Origin of the sequence: Devosia marina, assembly GCF_009758415.1 — a bacterium.
GTDB classification, from domain to species: domain Bacteria; phylum Pseudomonadota; class Alphaproteobacteria; order Rhizobiales; family Devosiaceae; genus Devosia; species Devosia marina.
Genome location: NZ_WQRF01000001.1, coordinates 951,331 through 967,506, shown reverse-complemented (window position 1 = coordinate 967,506; position 16,176 = coordinate 951,331). Strand labels below are relative to the sequence as shown.

General features: G+C 61.3%; 17 protein-coding genes and 1 tRNA gene. 13 read left to right on the top strand and 5 right to left on the bottom strand.

From position 1 onward, the window contains the following. Positions 1-74: 74 nt before the first annotated feature. From GO014_RS04530 to map, 10 genes are all read left to right on the top strand, one after another. The gene (locus GO014_RS04530; RefSeq protein ID WP_157289281.1) at positions 75-308 is read left to right on the top strand and encodes a hypothetical protein; all 234 of its coding nucleotides are present in this window, start codon (positions 75-77) and stop codon (positions 306-308) included. A gap of 586 nt (positions 309-894) precedes the next feature. Beyond that, positions 895-1,389: a pantetheine-phosphate adenylyltransferase gene (coaD, locus tag GO014_RS04525; RefSeq protein ID WP_343030767.1), complete on the top strand. Its 495-nt coding sequence runs from the start codon at positions 895-897 to the stop codon at positions 1,387-1,389. Then, positions 1,386-1,970 carry a peptidylprolyl isomerase gene (locus GO014_RS04520; protein ID WP_157289280.1) on the top strand — a complete coding sequence of 195 codons (585 nt, stop codon included), beginning with the start codon at positions 1,386-1,388 and terminating at the stop codon, positions 1,968-1,970. Before coaD ends, GO014_RS04520 begins: the two co-directional genes overlap by 4 nt. 96 nt (positions 1,971-2,066) lie before the next feature. Beyond that, entirely contained in the window at positions 2,067-2,579 is a 513-nt protein-coding gene (locus tag GO014_RS04515; RefSeq protein WP_104894242.1) for a peptidylprolyl isomerase, read from the top strand. A 129-nt stretch (positions 2,580-2,708) separates the two neighbouring features. Continuing rightward, positions 2,709-3,158 (top strand): DMT family transporter, encoded by a 450-nt coding sequence (locus tag GO014_RS04510; protein WP_157289279.1) that lies wholly within the window; start codon positions 2,709-2,711, stop codon positions 3,156-3,158. 91 nt (positions 3,159-3,249) lie between these two features. Then, positions 3,250-4,329, top strand: a complete 1,080-nt coding sequence (gene queA / locus GO014_RS04505) for a tRNA preQ1(34) S-adenosylmethionine ribosyltransferase-isomerase QueA (protein WP_157289278.1) — start codon at positions 3,250-3,252, stop codon at positions 4,327-4,329. Beyond that, entirely contained in the window at positions 4,326-4,955 is a 630-nt protein-coding gene (locus GO014_RS04500; protein WP_157289277.1) for an exopolysaccharide biosynthesis protein, read from the top strand. The genes queA and GO014_RS04500 overlap by 4 nt, the downstream gene beginning before the upstream one ends. Before the next feature lie 45 nt (positions 4,956-5,000). Then, positions 5,001-6,128 carry a tRNA guanosine(34) transglycosylase Tgt gene (gene tgt, locus GO014_RS04495; protein WP_157289276.1) on the top strand — a complete coding sequence of 376 codons (1,128 nt, stop codon included), beginning with the start codon at positions 5,001-5,003 and terminating at the stop codon, positions 6,126-6,128. An 11-nt stretch (positions 6,129-6,139) separates the two neighbouring features. Next, entirely contained in the window at positions 6,140-7,771 is a 1,632-nt protein-coding gene (pgi, locus tag GO014_RS04490; RefSeq protein ID WP_157289275.1) for a glucose-6-phosphate isomerase, read from the top strand. 3 nt (positions 7,772-7,774) lie between these two features. Continuing rightward, entirely contained in the window at positions 7,775-8,530 is a 756-nt protein-coding gene (gene map, locus GO014_RS04485) for a type I methionyl aminopeptidase (RefSeq protein WP_157289274.1), read from the top strand. Between the two features lie 61 nt (positions 8,531-8,591). On the opposite strand, the gene GO014_RS04480 is transcribed toward map, so the two are convergent. The 4 genes from GO014_RS04480 to GO014_RS04465 all read right to left on the bottom strand — a co-directional run bounded on the left by GO014_RS04480 (position 8,592) and on the right by GO014_RS04465 (position 10,435). After that, positions 8,592-9,119: a hypothetical protein gene (locus GO014_RS04480; protein ID WP_157289273.1), complete on the bottom strand. Its 528-nt coding sequence runs from the start codon at positions 9,117-9,119 to the stop codon at positions 8,592-8,594. 54 nt (positions 9,120-9,173) lie between these two features. After that, positions 9,174-9,347 (bottom strand): hypothetical protein, encoded by a 174-nt coding sequence (locus GO014_RS04475; protein ID WP_157289272.1) that lies wholly within the window; start codon positions 9,345-9,347, stop codon positions 9,174-9,176. An 84-nt stretch (positions 9,348-9,431) separates the two neighbouring features. Then, positions 9,432-9,506, bottom strand: a tRNA-Lys gene (locus GO014_RS04470). 128 nt (positions 9,507-9,634) lie between these two features. Next, positions 9,635-10,435: a coiled-coil domain-containing protein gene (locus tag GO014_RS04465; protein ID WP_157289271.1), complete on the bottom strand. Its 801-nt coding sequence runs from the start codon at positions 10,433-10,435 to the stop codon at positions 9,635-9,637. Between the two features lie 137 nt (positions 10,436-10,572). Here GO014_RS04465 and glmU point away from each other — a divergent pair, with 137 nt between their 5' ends. Both glmU and glmS read left to right on the top strand, forming a co-directional pair. After that, a complete protein-coding gene (gene glmU / locus GO014_RS04460) occupies positions 10,573-11,922 on the top strand; it encodes a bifunctional UDP-N-acetylglucosamine diphosphorylase/glucosamine-1-phosphate N-acetyltransferase GlmU (RefSeq protein ID WP_157289270.1) in 1,350 nt (449 codons plus the stop codon). Position 11,923: 1 nt separating this feature from the next. Continuing rightward, on the top strand, positions 11,924-13,750 hold the full coding sequence (gene glmS / locus GO014_RS04455; protein WP_157289269.1) for a glutamine--fructose-6-phosphate transaminase (isomerizing): 1,827 nt from the start codon (positions 11,924-11,926) through the stop codon (positions 13,748-13,750). Between the two features lie 6 nt (positions 13,751-13,756). On the opposite strand, the gene recG is transcribed toward glmS, so the two are convergent. Next, entirely contained in the window at positions 13,757-15,865 is a 2,109-nt protein-coding gene (gene recG / locus GO014_RS04450) for an ATP-dependent DNA helicase RecG (protein ID WP_343030766.1), read from the bottom strand. A 148-nt stretch (positions 15,866-16,013) separates the two neighbouring features. On the opposite strand from recG, the gene GO014_RS04445 reads away from it, so the two are divergent. Next, entirely contained in the window at positions 16,014-16,169 is a 156-nt protein-coding gene (locus tag GO014_RS04445; RefSeq protein ID WP_157289268.1) for a hypothetical protein, read from the top strand. The last annotated feature ends 7 nt before the right edge of the window (positions 16,170-16,176 follow it).

The following is a 16,176-nucleotide window of genomic DNA, read 5'->3' as shown; positions in this document are numbered from 1 at the left end:
GACTTAGCGAATGGTCAACACGCTTGCCGATGCCATCGGCGCGTGACTTGCGCAGGCTGCAAGGAGCAACGCCCATGGTCGATCTTTCGCTTCTCATCCCCTATGTCGGCGCCTGCTTTGTTCTGGCGGCGGTGCCCGGACCGACGGTGACGGTCATCGTTGCCGATGCGCTGTTGCGCGGCACTGGGGCGGGCCTTACCATTGTGGCCGGCACCCCGGCGGGCGTGCTGGTGATGACGCTGATTGTTGCCCCGGGAATGCAGGCGCTGGTGGGCTTCATGGGGCGGCCTTTGACTGGATCAAACTGATCGGTGCGGCCTATCTGATCTGGCTGGGTTACAAGATGCTGCGCAGCGACGGCAACCTCGGGAACGTGCGGGCTGAGCGCGGCGCGGGTGCGTGTGCTGTTGCGCCTGTCCGGTTTCATCCTGATGGCGGGTAGTGTCTGGCTGGCGCTGCAGAAACGCGCGTGAGTTTAGGCTACCCCTTTGTTCGATTGGCGATTATGCGCCTGTTGAAGGTGCCGTCGGCACAAAGATATCCCCGGATCAATATCCTGTTTCATACTCTCTTCATCACTCCCGCGCGGACGGACTGCAGCGAACTTTTGCGGGAGGAGCCGGTTGGGTGCTGGGTCGCTCCATTGCCTGCCTGCTCGTTGGGTCACCTTGCGACGAGGGATCAATAGGGGCCACGACAGCAGGAGAAACCCGGCGTTCCGAGGCGGCGACGTCTCTATTACTTAGTTTTACCGAGACGCACGTGCCTCGGAACACGTCCAACACCACAACCGGAAGCCGCAATGGCTGTCCGGCTTCTCGGCGTGGCCCGGCCTTGCCTCGGGGCGGCGCGCGTGACAAAACCATAGCAACTACAAAGGGGAAGGGGGACAGCGTGACCGAGTTGGTTGGCTTCTATCCAGGGTCGTTCGACCCACTGACCAATGGGCATCTCGATGTTATCGAGCGGGCTTGCAAGCTGGTGGATACGCTGGTCGTGGCGGTGGGCATCAGCGCCACAAAGAAGAACCCGCTGTTCACCCATGAGGACCGGATCGAAATCCTCAAGCAGGTCTTGCCCGCCGTCGGCACGCGGACCAGTACCGAGTTCCGGATTGTCGATTTCTCCGGCCTGATGGTCAATGCGGCGCGGACCAATGGCGCCAAGCTGATTATTCGCGGCCTGCGCGACACCACTGACTACAATTACGAGATGCAGATGGTGGGGATGAACGCCCAGATGGCGCCCGATCTGCAGACGGTATTCCTGCCTTCCAGCCCGCCGGTACGGCATATCTCGGCCACATTGGTGCGGCAGATCGCTGAAATGGGCGGGGATATCTCCGCCTTTGTCCCACAAATCGTTCTCAAGGCTCTCAAGAACAAATGATCAAGCTGACCCGCCGCCATTTCGCCGCCCTCGCTCTTGGCGCAACCCTTGCCGCCGCTCCGGCCTTTGCCCAGGAGGGGACCCCGCACCTGCTGCTGACGCTTGAGGACGGTGTCGTCGATATCGAGCTGCTGCCCAAGATCGCGCCCAAGCATGTCGAGCGCGTGGTGACGCTGACCGAGGCGGGTGAGTATGACGGGGTGGTTTTCCACCGCGTGATTGATGGTTTCATGGCCCAGACCGGCGACGTCGCCAATGGTGACTCGGACGACGCAAGCTACAACTTGGCCATGGCCGGGACCGGCGGTTCAGACCTGCCCGACGTGGAAGCCGAGTTCAATTCGGAGAGCTTCCAGCGTGGCATTGTTGGTGCTGCACGTTCGCAGAACCCCAATTCGTTCAACTCGCAATTCTTCATCACCACCGCCGACGCCAGCTTCCTTGATGGTCAGTACACCGTGTTCGGCAAGGTCGTTTCGGGCATGGAAGCGGTCGATGCCCTGGAAAAAGGCCCGCAGGAAATGAATGGCGCCGTGGCCAATCCGGACAAGATCGTTTCGGCGGTGATCGAGTATCGCTAACAGGTTCCAATGCCGGGGGCGGATGGCTGTGAGGCTTGCACCTTGCGCGCATTCGCCCTACACCCCGGCCACATTCTGAACCGAAAGAGACCTCTCATGGCCTATGCAGATCCCGAAAACACCCTCGTCATCGAAACCTCCAAGGGCAAGGTCGTCATTGCCATGAAGCCGGACGTGGCGCCGGGCCATGTCGATCACATCAAGAAGCTGGCCCGCGAAGGCGCTTATGACGGCGTGGTGTTCCATCGTGTGATCGAGGGCTTCATGGCCCAGACCGGTGACGTCAAGTTTGGCAATTCCAACCTGCCAGAATTCAACCCGTCGCGCGCCGGCACCGGCGGTTCGAAATATCCCAATATCAAGGCCGAGTTCAACGCCGAGCCGCACAAGCGCGGCACCGCCTCGATGGCCCGCGCCCAGGACCCCAACAGCGCCAATTCGCAGTTCTTCATCTGCTTTGCCGACGCGCCGTTCCTCAACCGCCAGTACACCGTCTGGGGTGAAGTGATTGAGGGCATGGAGAATGTCGACCAGATCAAGCGCGGCGAGCCGGTGACCGATCCGGACAAGATGGTGTCGGTCAAGGTCGCAGCCGACATCACCGAATAAGACGAAGAGCCGGCGGCAACGACCGCCGGTTTTCTTTCGCGGGCTGGTTGACGCGATGGGCCGGGATGGGATGACTTCGCCCATTCTCCCGGACTCACCCGAGTCGTCATTCGGATCGTTGCTTTGAAAATGGATAGTCTTCTCTGGGCCCTGATGGGTGTCATCGCCGGCGCCTGTATAGCTGCCCAGGCCCCGATCAATGCCAGCCTGGGCCGGGCGCTCGAAGTGCCGGTTGCAGCGGCAGCGGTTTCGTTCCTGGCGGGCGGCATAGCGTTGTGGGCCTTGGCATTTCTGTTCAGCTATCTCACCAGCACGCCGATCAATTACGGCGCACCTGCTCCCTGGACTTTCGTGGCCGGCGGATTGCTCGGCGCGTTCTATGTGTTCTCCAATATCACTCTCACCCCGCTGATGGGCGCGGCCGCCGTGATGGCACTGTCGGTGACGGGGCAGCTGATCGGTGGATTGTTCCTCGACAAGATCGGTTTCATGGGCATGGCCGTGCGGGAAATATCTGTCGGACGGATTGCCGGCGCCGTGCTGCTGGTGGCCGGTGCGGTGATGATCCGCGTCCTTTAGGGCACACTGGAGATGCGTTCTTTCCCAGTGGGGCAACTGCTTTGCATTTTGGCCCGTTCCCGCGAGCACAGACCCATGCTAACGAGCGGCCATGCGTGTTACAGAATTTGCCTTTGACCTGCCCGAAAACCTGATTGCCCTGCACCCCGCAGAGCCGCGCGATAGTGCGCGCCTGCTGGTGGTGCGTCCCGGCGAGCCCTTTGCCGATCAGCATATCCCCGATCTCAAGACCCTTTTGCGGCCGGGCGACGTGTTGGTGGTCAACGATACGCGGGTCTTGCCGGCGGAGCTGAAGGGCCTGCGGCTGCGCGGCGATGTGCGCGCCAATGTCGCGTTCAACCTGCACAAGCGCGTCGATGCCAATACCTGGCGGGCCTTTGCGCGGCCAGCCAAGAAGTTGCACCTGCTCGACCGGCTGGAGCTGGGCAATGGTGAAGCCGAGCCGCTGGTGGCGCGGGTCGCTGGCAAGGGCGAGACCGGGGAGGTCACGCTGGAGTTCGAACTGGGTGGGGCTCAACTGGACGAAGCGATCAAGTCGCATGGCGCCATGCCCCTGCCGCCCTACATCGGCGCGAAGCGTCAGGTCGAAGAGCGCGACAAGGTCGATTACCAGACCGTCTATGCGGCCGAAGACGGGGCTGTGGCCGCACCAACGGCGGGCCTGCATTTCACCGAGAAACTGCTGCAGGAACTGGCCAATATGGATGTCGCCATGGAGCGGGTTACGCTGCATGTCGGCGCGGGCACGTTCCTGCCGATGAAGGCAGACGATACCGACGACCATGTCATGCATTCGGAATGGGGCGAGATCGACCAGGCGACGGTTGAACGCATCAATGCGCGTCGTGCCGCCGGGGGCAGAGTGGTGGCAGTGGGCACGACCAGCCTGCGGCTTTTGGAAACGGCCTCGCGGGCAACTGGCGAGTTGAAGCCGTTCATGGGTGATACCGACATCTTCATCACACCCGGGTTCCGGTTCCGCACGGTCGATGTGCTGATGACCAATTTCCACCTGCCCAAGTCCACGCTCTTCATGCTGGTCAGCGCGTTCTCGGGGCTCGACACGATGAAGGCGGCCTATGCGCATGCGATAGCCAATGGCTATCGCTTCTATTCCTACGGTGACTCGTCGCTGCTGCACCGCGCCGCACATCCTGAGGATGATGCGTGAGCGCGCGGCCGGCGCCGATCACCCGCTATACGCGCCGCATTGCCGCTTCACTAAAGCGGGCGGCTGAACAGGACCAATCGCATCTGACCCTGTCGCGCCTGGTCGAAATATTGGGACCGCGGGCGCATCGGCTCCTGTTGCTGGTGGTATCGTTGTTCAACATGATCCCGGGTCCTCCCGGATATGGCGGCACTATTGCGTGGACGACCTGTGCCATTGCCGTGGGCATGTTGACGGGGCGTCCGATCCGGCTGCCGCGTATTATCGGCAAACGTAAGCTGCCGCTTGATCTGATGGTGAAGGCCAGCAGGCAGGTGGTGAACGTGGCCGGTATCCTGGCGCGATTCTCCAGGCCACGGATGCGCTGGATGACGGGTGCGGGCGTCAACACGCCCTATGCCATTCTTGTCATCTGCGTCAGCGTGGTGATGTCGCTGCCCGTTCCTTTCATTAATGCCATCCCCAATGTGGGACTGTGCATCATTGCCTTTTCCATGCTGAACAGGGATGGGGCGGGGGTGATCGTGGGACTGGTAGCGACGGCCATCGGGCTGGCAATCGCCATTGCGATTTTTATTGGCGCGTTCCATCTGGGCATGGCCGCAATCAATTCGATGGCCGCGTGAGCGGGCCACTTTCGCAAGTGCTCACAACCGGCTAGAACCCGCGCCATGAAGCAAGTCAATTTCTCCCTTATCGCCAGCGATGGCATGGCGCGCCGCGGCCGGATCGACACGCCGCGCGGCGAAATCAATACGCCGGCTTTCATGCCCGTCGGCACGGCCGGGACGGTCAAGGCGATGTATCCCGAGCAGGTGCGCGAAACCGGCGCGGATATCCTGCTGGGCAATACCTACCACTTGATGCTGCGTCCGGGTGCGGAACGCGTCGCTTCGCTGGGCGGGCTGCATGACTTCATGGATTGGCAGCGCCCGATCCTGACCGATAGCGGCGGCTTCCAGGTGATGTCGCTGGCCAAGCTGCGAAAGCTCACCGAGAAGGGCGTGACCTTCAAGTCGCATATCGACGGGTCGAGCCATGAGCTGACGCCGGAGCGCTCCATCGAGATCCAGACGCTGCTCGATAGTGACATCATCATGCAACTCGACGAGTGCATTGCCTTGCCGGCTGAACGCAAGGAGATGGAACGCGCGATGGAGCTATCCATCCGCTGGGCCGACCGCTCCAAGACGGCGTTCAACAATCAGCAGAACCGGGCGCTGTTCGGGATCGTGCAGGGTGGCGATGACGCCGAATTGCGCGGGCGCTCGGCTGCCGGGCTCAAAGGCATCGGGTTTGATGGCTATGCGGTGGGTGGCCTGGCAGTTGGTGAGCCGCAGGAGGTGATGTTCCGCGTGCTCAACGAGGTCACGCCGGAACTGCCGACCGAGCGGCCGCGCTATCTGATGGGAGTGGGCAAGCCCGACGACATTCTGGGCGGGATTGAGCGGGGCATCGATATGTTCGATTGCGTGCATCCCACGCGCGCGGGACGCCATGGCCACGCCTATACGCGGTTCGGCGTCATCAACCTGAAGAATGCCCGGCATAAGGACGATCATCGGCCGCTGGACGAGGCTTCGCCCAACCCCAATTGCCGCCGCTGGAGCCGGGCCTATCTGCACCATCTGGTTCGGACCGAAGAGATATTGGGCGCCATGGTGCTTTCACAGATCAACCTGGCCTATTATCAGGAACTAACGGCTGGATGCCGCGCGGCCATTGAAGCGAGCCGGATGAGTGATTTTGCGGCAGAGACGCGCGCGGCATGGGCCGCTGGCGACCTGCCGGTTTTGTAAGGGGACAAGGAATGGCCAAGGACGCGGGTTTCAACGCGCTGAACAAGCATCGCAAGCGTGTTGCACAAACCGATATGCGCGAAATGTTTGCGCTCGATCCCAATCGTTTCCAGCGGTTCTCTGCGACTGGTGCGGATATTCTGCTCGACTATTCCAAGAACCGGATCGACGAAGAGGTGATGGGCGCGCTGTTCGAGCTAGCTCGCGCCGCCGGCGTCGAAGAGCGTCGCACGCAGATGTGCGAGGGCGAGCACATCAATATCACCGAAGACCGCGCCGTGATGCACATGGCGCTACGCTATCAAGGTGGGCACCCGATCGAGGTTGATGGCAAGGATGTTATGCCGGACGTGCGATCCGTGCTCAAAGCCATCGAGGCCTATTCGAACGCTGTGCGTTCGGGAGAAATCCGTGGCCATGGCGGCGAGCAGATCGCCGATGTGGTCAATATCGGCATTGGAGGCTCCGACCTTGGCCCCGCCATGGTCACGTTGGCACTGGAGCCCTATACTCGGGCCGATTTGCGGGCGCACTACGTCTCCAATGTCGACGGCGCCCACATACATGACGTGCTCAAGCGCCTTGATCCGAAAAAGACCCTGTTCATCGTCGCCTCCAAGACCTTTACCACCGACGAGACCATGACCAATGCGAATTCGGCGCGGACATGGATTGCCGATGCGCTGGGCGAGGAGGCGGTGCCGAACCATTTTGCAGCGGTCTCGACCAATATAGAAGCCTGCGCCAAATTCGGCATTCGCGAGGATCGGATCTTCGGGTTCTGGGACTGGGTTGGCGGACGCTACTCGGTGTGGTCGGCCATTGGCCTGCCGATTGCCCTGGCCGTTGGCTATGACAATTTCGCAAAGTTCCTGGCCGGCGCTGACGCCATGGACCGGCATTTCCTGGAGACACCGCTCGATCGCAATCTGCCAGTGATCATGGCGCTGCTCGGAGTCTGGTATCGCAATGCCTGGGGGTTCTCGACCCATGCGGTGCTACCCTATGACCAGCGGATGAGCCGCTTTGCTGCCTATCTGCAGCAGCAGGACATGGAATCGAACGGCAAGTCGGTGACGCTCGATGGCAAGAAGGTCGACTGGCCGACCGGGCCGATTGTCTGGGGCGAGCCGGGGACCAACGGTCAGCATGCCTTCTACCAGCTCATCCACCAGGGCACCGATATCATTCCGTGCGATTTCCTGATCGCGGCACGGCCGCATGAAAGCCTTCCGCCGCATCACGACAAGCTGGTGGCCAATGTGTTGGCGCAGTCCGAAGCCCTGATGCTGGGCAAGACCAAGGACGAGGTTGTAGCCGAACTCAAGGCGCAGGGGCTTGAAAAGGCCGAAATCAAGGCGGTGGCACCGCACAAGGTGTTCCCGGGCAATCGCCCGTCCAACACGCTGTTCTACAAGCAGCTTACGCCGGAGACGCTGGGTTCGCTGATTGCGCTCTACGAGCACAAGGTATTCGTGCAGGGGGTGATCTGGAACGTCAACTCCTACGATCAGTGGGGCGTGGAACTGGGCAAGCAATTGGCCAAGGCCCTGTTGCCCAAGGTCAAGGGCGAACAGAGCGGCGAGGGGCATGATGCCTCGACTCAAGGCCTTCTCGGCTACTACCTCGCCAACAAGGCTTGACGCTTGATTATCACGACAGACGAGCAGCTCGGACAGCTCAAGGAAATCGGCCGCATCTGTGCCATGGCCCGCGAGGTCATGGCAGAAGCGATGCGGCCGGGCATGACCACGCTGGAGCTGGATGAAATCGGCGCCAAGTTCCTGGCCGACCATGGTGCGGTATCAGCGCCGATTATCACCTATGATTTTCCCGGCGCCACCTGCATTTCGGTCAATGAGGAAATTGCCCACGGCATTCCGGGGGACCGGGTGCTCAAGGATGGCGATCTGGTCAATATCGATGTGTCGGCGGCCAAGGATGGCGTATACGCCGATTGTGGGGCGTCCTATATTCTGGGCAAGGGTGATCCGCGACTGGAAAAGCTATGTCGCGACGGGAAGAAGGCGATGTGGGCCGGGATCAAGGTGGTCAAGGCCGGGGCGCCGCTGGCCGATATTGGCATGGCCATCGGCAAGGTAGCCAAGAAAGGCGGCTACACGCTGATCCGCAACCTTGCCAGCCACGGGGTCGGCGACAGCCTGCATGACGAGCCGGGTGAAGTGCCGACCTGGCCTGACAAGTCGGAGCGCCGCAAGATCGGCAACGGGCTGGTGTTCACCATCGAACCGTTCCTCTCGCTGGGCGGGCAGATGGCCGAGCAGATGTATGATGACGATGAATGGACGCTGACGGCCGAGCCGTTGGCGCCAACGGTGCAATATGAGCACACGATTGTCGCTACGCCGCGTGGGCCGGTGGTTGTGACGCTGGCAGGGTAGGCCGTCTCCAAGCCGACCTCTGCCCAAAGGGGCGAAGAGGCGCAGGGGAAAGTTATGCTGTCTACAGCCAGACCAGCAGCAGCGGACCGAGGATAACGAGGCCAACGCCGACCGCGTAGCGCAGATTGCCCAGGCGTCGCAGCGCGGGCACGCTGAGCACAGTGGACAGCGCCAGGAAGCCGATCAGGCCGACCAGCGCGGGCAGCAGCGGATTGAGGTTGAGCGCCGCGTTCTCGGTGATTTGCAAATAGACCATATGCCCGCCCGCAAAGCCGAGCAGGGCCATGATGACCACGGTGACGGCCTTGGATGTGATGAGCAGCGCCATGTCGATGGTGGTGCTGGTGAGCAGCAGCGCGATACCAGAGCCGGTAACGTGAACCGCGGCCAGAGTTGCGAACACGCCGCTTCCGGTCAGGACAGGGACCAGTTCAGGCGGCGCATTGAGGGGCAGGGACCCGACCATGGGCAGATCGGCTCCATATTGGGCCAGAAGCAGAATGCCATAGAGCATGACAAGCGTGCTGGTCGCGAAGACCAGCAAAGTGACCGCCAGGACCTTGAGCAGGTCCGTCGTCTCCTGAGACATGTGTATCCCCCAAACGCAGTGCTCGTTGCCGATAGTACGGCATGATGCTGATTCTCAAACGGGAATGCGGCGTACGGTGCCGATCAGACGCGTCTGGGTGGTGCGGGACGCGGGCCCGCGGGCGCGCTGGATGCGCGTAGGTTTGCGAAAATCCTCCGACAGCTCAAAGGCATCGGCCCGATTTTCGAGTTCGGCATAGGGGTCGGGATCTATGCAGGTCTGGGGCATGGCCGCGCACTGATTGAGAAGTGCATCAATATGTCTGCATACTGGGGCGGTTTCGAGACGCTAGCCTGATGCATTCTAGAAAAGTGGTACGCCGGGTGGGGGTCGAACCCACGACCATTCGATTAAAAGTCGAATGCTCTACCACTGAGCTACCGGCGCCTACATTTTTGAATGTCGCGTTTCAGTTCAAACGGGATAACCCATTTTCCGGAAACGCTCCGTGAACGCCCTTCGGCATCGCGGCGGAACATAGCCAGACTTGTCGGCCTGTCAACCGAATTTGGTCGCTAACGCGACATGTCCAGGGGAGTACCGGAATACGGCATGGGGATGCAGGCAATCGAGACGCGTTCGAAGCGCTGGCAAAGGGCGCGCGCCTCGGTCAATTCTTCAATGGGACCAACCACGATGCGCTTGTCCTCGCCATTGGCCTCATCTGCGACCAGCGGGGACAGACCGAACAGCAGCGGGCCTAGCTTGAGGGTCAGGTCGCTCCAGAGCGCGGGCGTCTGCTCAAAAGGCACGGCCGCGCCGACGGCAATGCCATAGGCATTCTCATTTGGCATGGCCAACGCCGTGGTCTGCTCGGTTGCCACGGGTGCAGGCAGGGGTTGATTGACTGAGGTAGCCACCGACGCCTGGGGCAGGGCTGACTGCCGGACCGCGACAGTACCGCCTTCGGCCTCGAAGGTCAGCGTCTGATTGCTGCCGATGGAGGCCGTCACATTAGCGCGGTCAACCGAGGGACCGTTGGGCAAGTTTTCGAGAATTTGCGGCACCGTGGTCTCAAGAGCACCGACCCGGCGGGTAATGTCATTGCCGGAGCGCTCCTGCATGGAGAAACGTGTCACCAAAAGCTCGTTTTCGCGCTTGAGCCGCCTGGTCTCGTCGCGCAGGTCGGATACCTGCAGGCGCAGCGTCTCGATCGACGCGCCTGCCACACGTGGCTGATGCAGGCCGCCAATGATGGATTGCGGCACAAGCAAAGAGATATTTGAGCCAAAGACCGCCAGGGCGACGCAGACAAGGGCAACCACGCCCCAGACCGTTACGTCGGATTGCCGGAACTGTTCGGATGCTTTAGCCAAGCGAGGGTCCTCTGAGACGCCCGAATCGCCGGGCGTGTCGCGGATAGAGTGGTCCCAATGTTATCGGTTCGCCAACTGTTGGCTGCCATAAATTTGTGTAAATGCCGGGAGAAAACCGGTGGATCGGGGAGAGCGTGATGGCCGAACTGCTTTCGATCATTCTGGCGGCGGGCGAGGGCACGCGGATGAAGTCCGCCATGCCCAAAGTTTTACATCCGGTCGGGGGGCTGCCGGTGGTCAGCCATGTGCTGCGTACGGTGCAGGGATTTGGTTCGAAAGTCGCTGTTGTTGTCGGGCCGGGCCACGAGGCGGTCGAGGCTGCGGTTACCCGATTTGAGGCGATGGCGCACATCTCGCGACAGGAGCAGCGGCTGGGGACGGCCCATGCGGTGCAGCAGGCGCGCGCTGCCTATGAGACGGCGCCCGGACATGTCTTGGTGCTGTATGCTGACACGCCGCTGGTCACTGCCGAGACAATCAGCAGCATCGTTGCAAAGCTCGATGATGGCGCCGACATGGTGGTTGTTGGGTTCCGCCCTGGTGATCCGACGGGCTATGGCAGATTGCTGACAGAGGGCGACCGGGTGCGCGCTATTCGGGAGCACAAGGACGCGACCGAGGCCGAGCGCCAGATCGGCCTGTGCAATTCGGGGATCATCGGTTTTCGGGGTGATGCGCTGCGCGGCGTGATCGATCGCATCGGCAATGAAAATGCCAAGGGCGAATATTATCTAACCGACGCTGTGGAACTGGCAACGGGTGATGGCCGGCGCGTAGACTTTATCGAAGCGGATGCCGCTGAACTGGTCGGTGTGGACAATCGCGAGAAGCTGTCAGAAGCCGAAGCGACCTTTCAGCAGTTCAAGCGCAAGGAAATCATGGCGGCCGGCGTCACCCTACGCGATCCGAACAGCGTGTGGTTCTCGTGGGATACCGAGATCGGGCGCGATGTGACGATTTTCCCCAATGTGGTTTTCGGGCCGGGCGTGAAAATTGCCGACAATGTCGAGATCCGCGCCTTCTGCGACATTGAGGATGCCGTAATCGGCGAAGGGTCGAGCATTGGGCCGTTTGCGCGCATTCGCGGTGGGGCCGAGCTGGGCCCCGATGTGCATCTGGGCAATTTCGTCGAAGTGAAGAAAAGCAAGATCGGCGCCGGAACCAAGGCGGGGCATCTGAGCTATCTCGGTGACGCTGAAATCGGGACCAAGACCAATATCGGGGCGGGAACAATCACCTGCAATTACGATGGCGTGAACAAGGACAAGACGATCATTGGGGACAATGTGTTTATTGGCTCCAATGCATCACTGGTGGCCCCGGTTAATATTGGCGCCGGCGCCTATACCGCTTCTGGCAGTGTGATTACCCAGGATGTGCCTGCAGATGCGCTGGCGCTGGGCCGGGCGCGGCAGGAAAATAAGCCGGGTTACGCGTCAAAATTGCGAGATCGGGCCCTGGCCAAGAAGGCGGCGAAAGGAAAATAGCATGTGCGGTATCGTTGGTATTGTCGGCGATGCGCCGGTGGCCGGTCGTCTTGTGGACGCTCTGAAACGCCTCGAATATCGTGGCTATGACAGCGCTGGCGTCGCGACGCTGGAGGATGGCGCGATTGCCCGCCGTCGGGCCGAGGGCAAGCTGGGCAATCTGGCCAGCAAGCTGGGCATGGAACCGCTCGAGGGGCATATCGGCATAGGCCATACGCGTTGGGCGACGCATGGCGCGCCGACGGAAATCAATGCGCATCCGCACGCGACCGAGCGCGTCGCTATCGTGCACAATGGCATAATCGAGAATTTTCGCGAATTGCTGGAAGACCTGGCGAGGGATGGCTATCGGCCCCAGACACAGACCGACACGGAATCAGTGGCGCTGTGGGTCACCCGGGAGCTCGACAATGGCGCCGAGCCGGAACTGGCCGTGGCGCGGACCCTCAAGAAGCTCAAGGGCGCCTTTGCCCTGGCTTTCCTGTTCAAGGGCGAGGACGGGCTGTTGATTGCCGCGCGCCATGGTGCGCCGCTGGCCGTCGGCTATGGCACGACCGAGATGTATCTGGGCTCCGACGCGATGGCCCTGGCGCCGTTCACCTCGCGGCTGACTTATCTTGAGGATGGCGACTGGGCGGTGATCACGCCGGCAGGGGTGACCATTCGTGACGGCAAGGATGCGCTGGTGGAACGCGAGCAGATGGTCTCGCAAGCTTCGGCCCTGCTGGTCGACAAGGGCAATCATCGCCATTTCATGGCCAAGGAAATCTATGAGCAACCCGAAACGATCTCGCATACGCTGAGCCACTATGTGGACATGGGTGCCGAAAAGGTCGCCATTCGCGAGACGCTTCCGTTTGATTTTGCCGATCTGTCGCGCCTTACCATGAGCGCTTGCGGGACGGCCTATTATGCCGGTGCTATCGCGAAATACTGGTTCGAGCGTTATGCGCGGCTGCCGGTGGATATCGATGTTGCCAGTGAGTTTCGCTATCGCGAGCCGCCGCTGGAAAAGGGCGGACTGTCGCTGTTCATTTCGCAATCGGGCGAGACGGCCGATACGCTCGCGGCGCTGCGCTACTGCACCGGACAGGGGCAGCATGTGGCGAGCCTGGTCAATACGCTTGAATCGACCATTGCGCGCGAATCCGGGGTGGTGTTCCCGATCCTCTGCGGCCCGGAAATCGGCGTGGCCTCGACCAAGGCGTTGACCGCACAGCTTACGGCGCTGGCCAGTCTGGCCATTGCGGCCGGACGGGCGCGTGGTGTGGTGTCTGCCGAGCAGGAAACGGAGCTGGTGCGGGCGATGACCGCATTGCCTTCGGCGGTCTCAGCGGCTCTGGCTGCCGAAGCACAGATCATGGACATTTCCAAGCGGCTCTCCAAGGCCAAGGATGTGCTTTACCTAGGGCGTGGAGCAATGTTCCCGGTGGCGATGGAGGGGGCGCTAAAGCTCAAGGAAATCAGCTATATCCATGCTGAAGGTTATGCGGCGGGTGAACTCAAACACGGCCCCATCGCCCTGGTTGACGAGGCCATGCCAGTGATCGTGGTGGCGCCGTCGGACGAGTTGGTCGACAAGACCTTGTCAAACATGCAGGAAGTGGCGGCACGCGGCGGGAACATCATCCTGATTACCGATCCCGAAGGGGCGCGGACAGTTGGGCACGGCGTTGCCGACATCATCGAAATTCCGCGTGTGCATAGCTTTGTCGCGCCGATCCTGGCGACCATTCCGGTGCAATTGCTGGCCTATCATACCGCCGTGTTCATGGGCACAGACGTGGATCAGCCCCGCAATCTGGCCAAGTCGGTGACGGTTGAGTAGAGCAGGCTAACCGGCCCGGATCAGCGGAATCGCAAGATCCTTGCGGAACAAATAGAGCAGGGTGCGTGCGGCTTCGCCATCGGGGCCCGTCAGCGCGGGGTTGCGCTGCATCAGCTCTTTCGCTTCGTCATGGGCAAACTCAAGCAGATGCCGGTGCACATCCGGCACGGCCAGGCGGTAGCCGGGCATGCCGGACTGGCGCGTGCCCAGCACATCGCCTTGGCCGCGCAGTTCAAGGTCGCGCTCGGCAATCAGGAAGCCGTCCTCGGTGGACTTGATGGTTTCGAGGCGCGCCTTGGCGGTTTCGGAAAGCGGGTCCTTGTAGAGCAGCAGACAGGCCGAGCGCTGGGAGCCCCGGCCGACACGGCCGCGCAACTGATGCAATTGGGCCAGGCCAAAACGTTCGGCATGCTCAATAATCATGATGGTGGCGTTGGGAACGTCGACACCGACTTCAATGACCGTAGTGGCTACCAGCAACTTGATCTCGTTGTCCTTGAAACGCTGCATGACGTCTTGTTTGGCAGCGGCGGACATGCGGCCGTGAACCAGAGCGACCTCGTCGCCGAAGACCGTTTTGAGCTCGGCGAAGCGATCTTCGGCTGAAACCACTTCCAGAGTATCGCTCTCCTCAACCAGCGGGCAGACCCAATAGGCCTGGGCGCCCTCGGCAAGGCGCGTCTGGAGACGGGAGACAACACGGTCATAGTCGCCAATCGACATGACGGCGGTGTCGATCGGCTGGCGGCCGCGTGGCTTCTCGCGCAGCACGCTGACCGCCATGTCACCGAAATGGGTCAGCACCAGGGTGCGGGGAATGGGGGTGGCGGTCATCACCAGCAGATCGGTGTGACGACCCTTGTCGGACAAGGCGAGACGCTGGTGCACGCCGAAGCGATGCTGTTCGTCCACCACTGTCAGGCCCAGATCGTGAAAGGCAATATCGGACTGGAACAGGGCGTGGGTACCAACAGCAATGGATATGGCGCCATCAGCAAGCCCAGCACGAATAGAGCGCCGCTCGGCCGCCGGCATTTTCCCGGTGAGGAGGGCACATCTCAGTCCTGCGGCCTCGCAAAGGGGCTGGATGGTCCGGTAGTGCTGGGAAGCCAGAAGTTCGGTGGGGGCCATAAGGGCGGACTGGGCGCCGCTCTCGGCCATCGCGGCCATGGCCATGAGGGCGACGACAGTTTTGCCGGAGCCGACATCACCCTGCAACAGGCGCGACATGCGATCAGGTGCCGCAAGGTCGGCCCGGATTTCCACCAAGGCTTTTTGCTGGCCCTGGGTGAGGGAAAAGGGCAGGGCAGCGGCGATCCTTTCCGAGATTGCGCCGGTGAAGCTACGGGCGACACCGCGGGCCGAGACCATGCTGGAGCGGACCAATTGCAGCGTGATCTGGCCGGCCAGATATTCGTCATAGGCCAAGCGCTGTCGAGCCGGCGACCAGAGCTCGGCTTGGTCGGGGCTTTCAGGGAGGTGCACCATGCGCATTGCTCGGGCAAAGCCGGGCCAGTTCCGCTTCTCCATGGTTTCAGGCGCAATCCATTCGGGCAGGTCGGGCACCGTGTCGACGGCCTGCCGCACCAGCTTGGCAAGGGCCTTTGAGCTCAGGCCATTGGTGAGCGGATAGACAGGTTCAACCAGCGGGAGGGTTTCGAACTTGTCCGCTTCGACCACGTAATCGGGGTGGGTAATCTGCTTTTCGCCATTGAAGAAGCCGATCTGGCCGGAGACGTAGCGCTCTTCGCCAATGGGCAATGCGCGTTCGACCCAACCGCCCTGGGCGCGAAAAAAGACGAGCTGCATATCTCCGGTGTCGTCATGGGCAAAAACCCTGTGCGGAACATGCGGCTTGCCGCGTGGCGGCGGCTGGTGCCTGTCGATGTGGAGGCGGAGCGTGACGATTTGGTTGAGGTAAGCTTCCGCAATACCAACTTGCCGCCGGCGGTCGACGACACCGGACGGCATGTGCATAAGGACATCGAGAACGATGGCCTCCTGTCCATCTGGAGCGCCGAAATAACGCGTCAACAGGGCGGCCAGCTTGTCGCCTACACCCTTGATGGTGTGCAGCGAGCGAAAAAGTGGTTGGAGGTTCTCAGGTCTGGTCACGATTCGGGTCGCAGCATTAGGTTAGCATGCACGAGCAACGGACAGTGTCGAAGGCGGAGAGCCCGTCAACTGTAAATTACTTGCGTGTCTCCTGGCATGGGACCATAGAATGCGCACAGAAGGAACTTAAGTTCCCGGAGGAGGCATTTTGCCCAAGAATAGTGAACTGGCCAGTGCCCCGCTGGCGAGTGAGAACGGGCGTAGGCTACGCCGGTGGCGCCTTGCTGTGATCATCGTGCTGGCGACGGTGTGCTGGATTTTGGTATTGGGCGCAATCTATCTCGTCTGGCTATTTATCAGCTAGCGCGTCT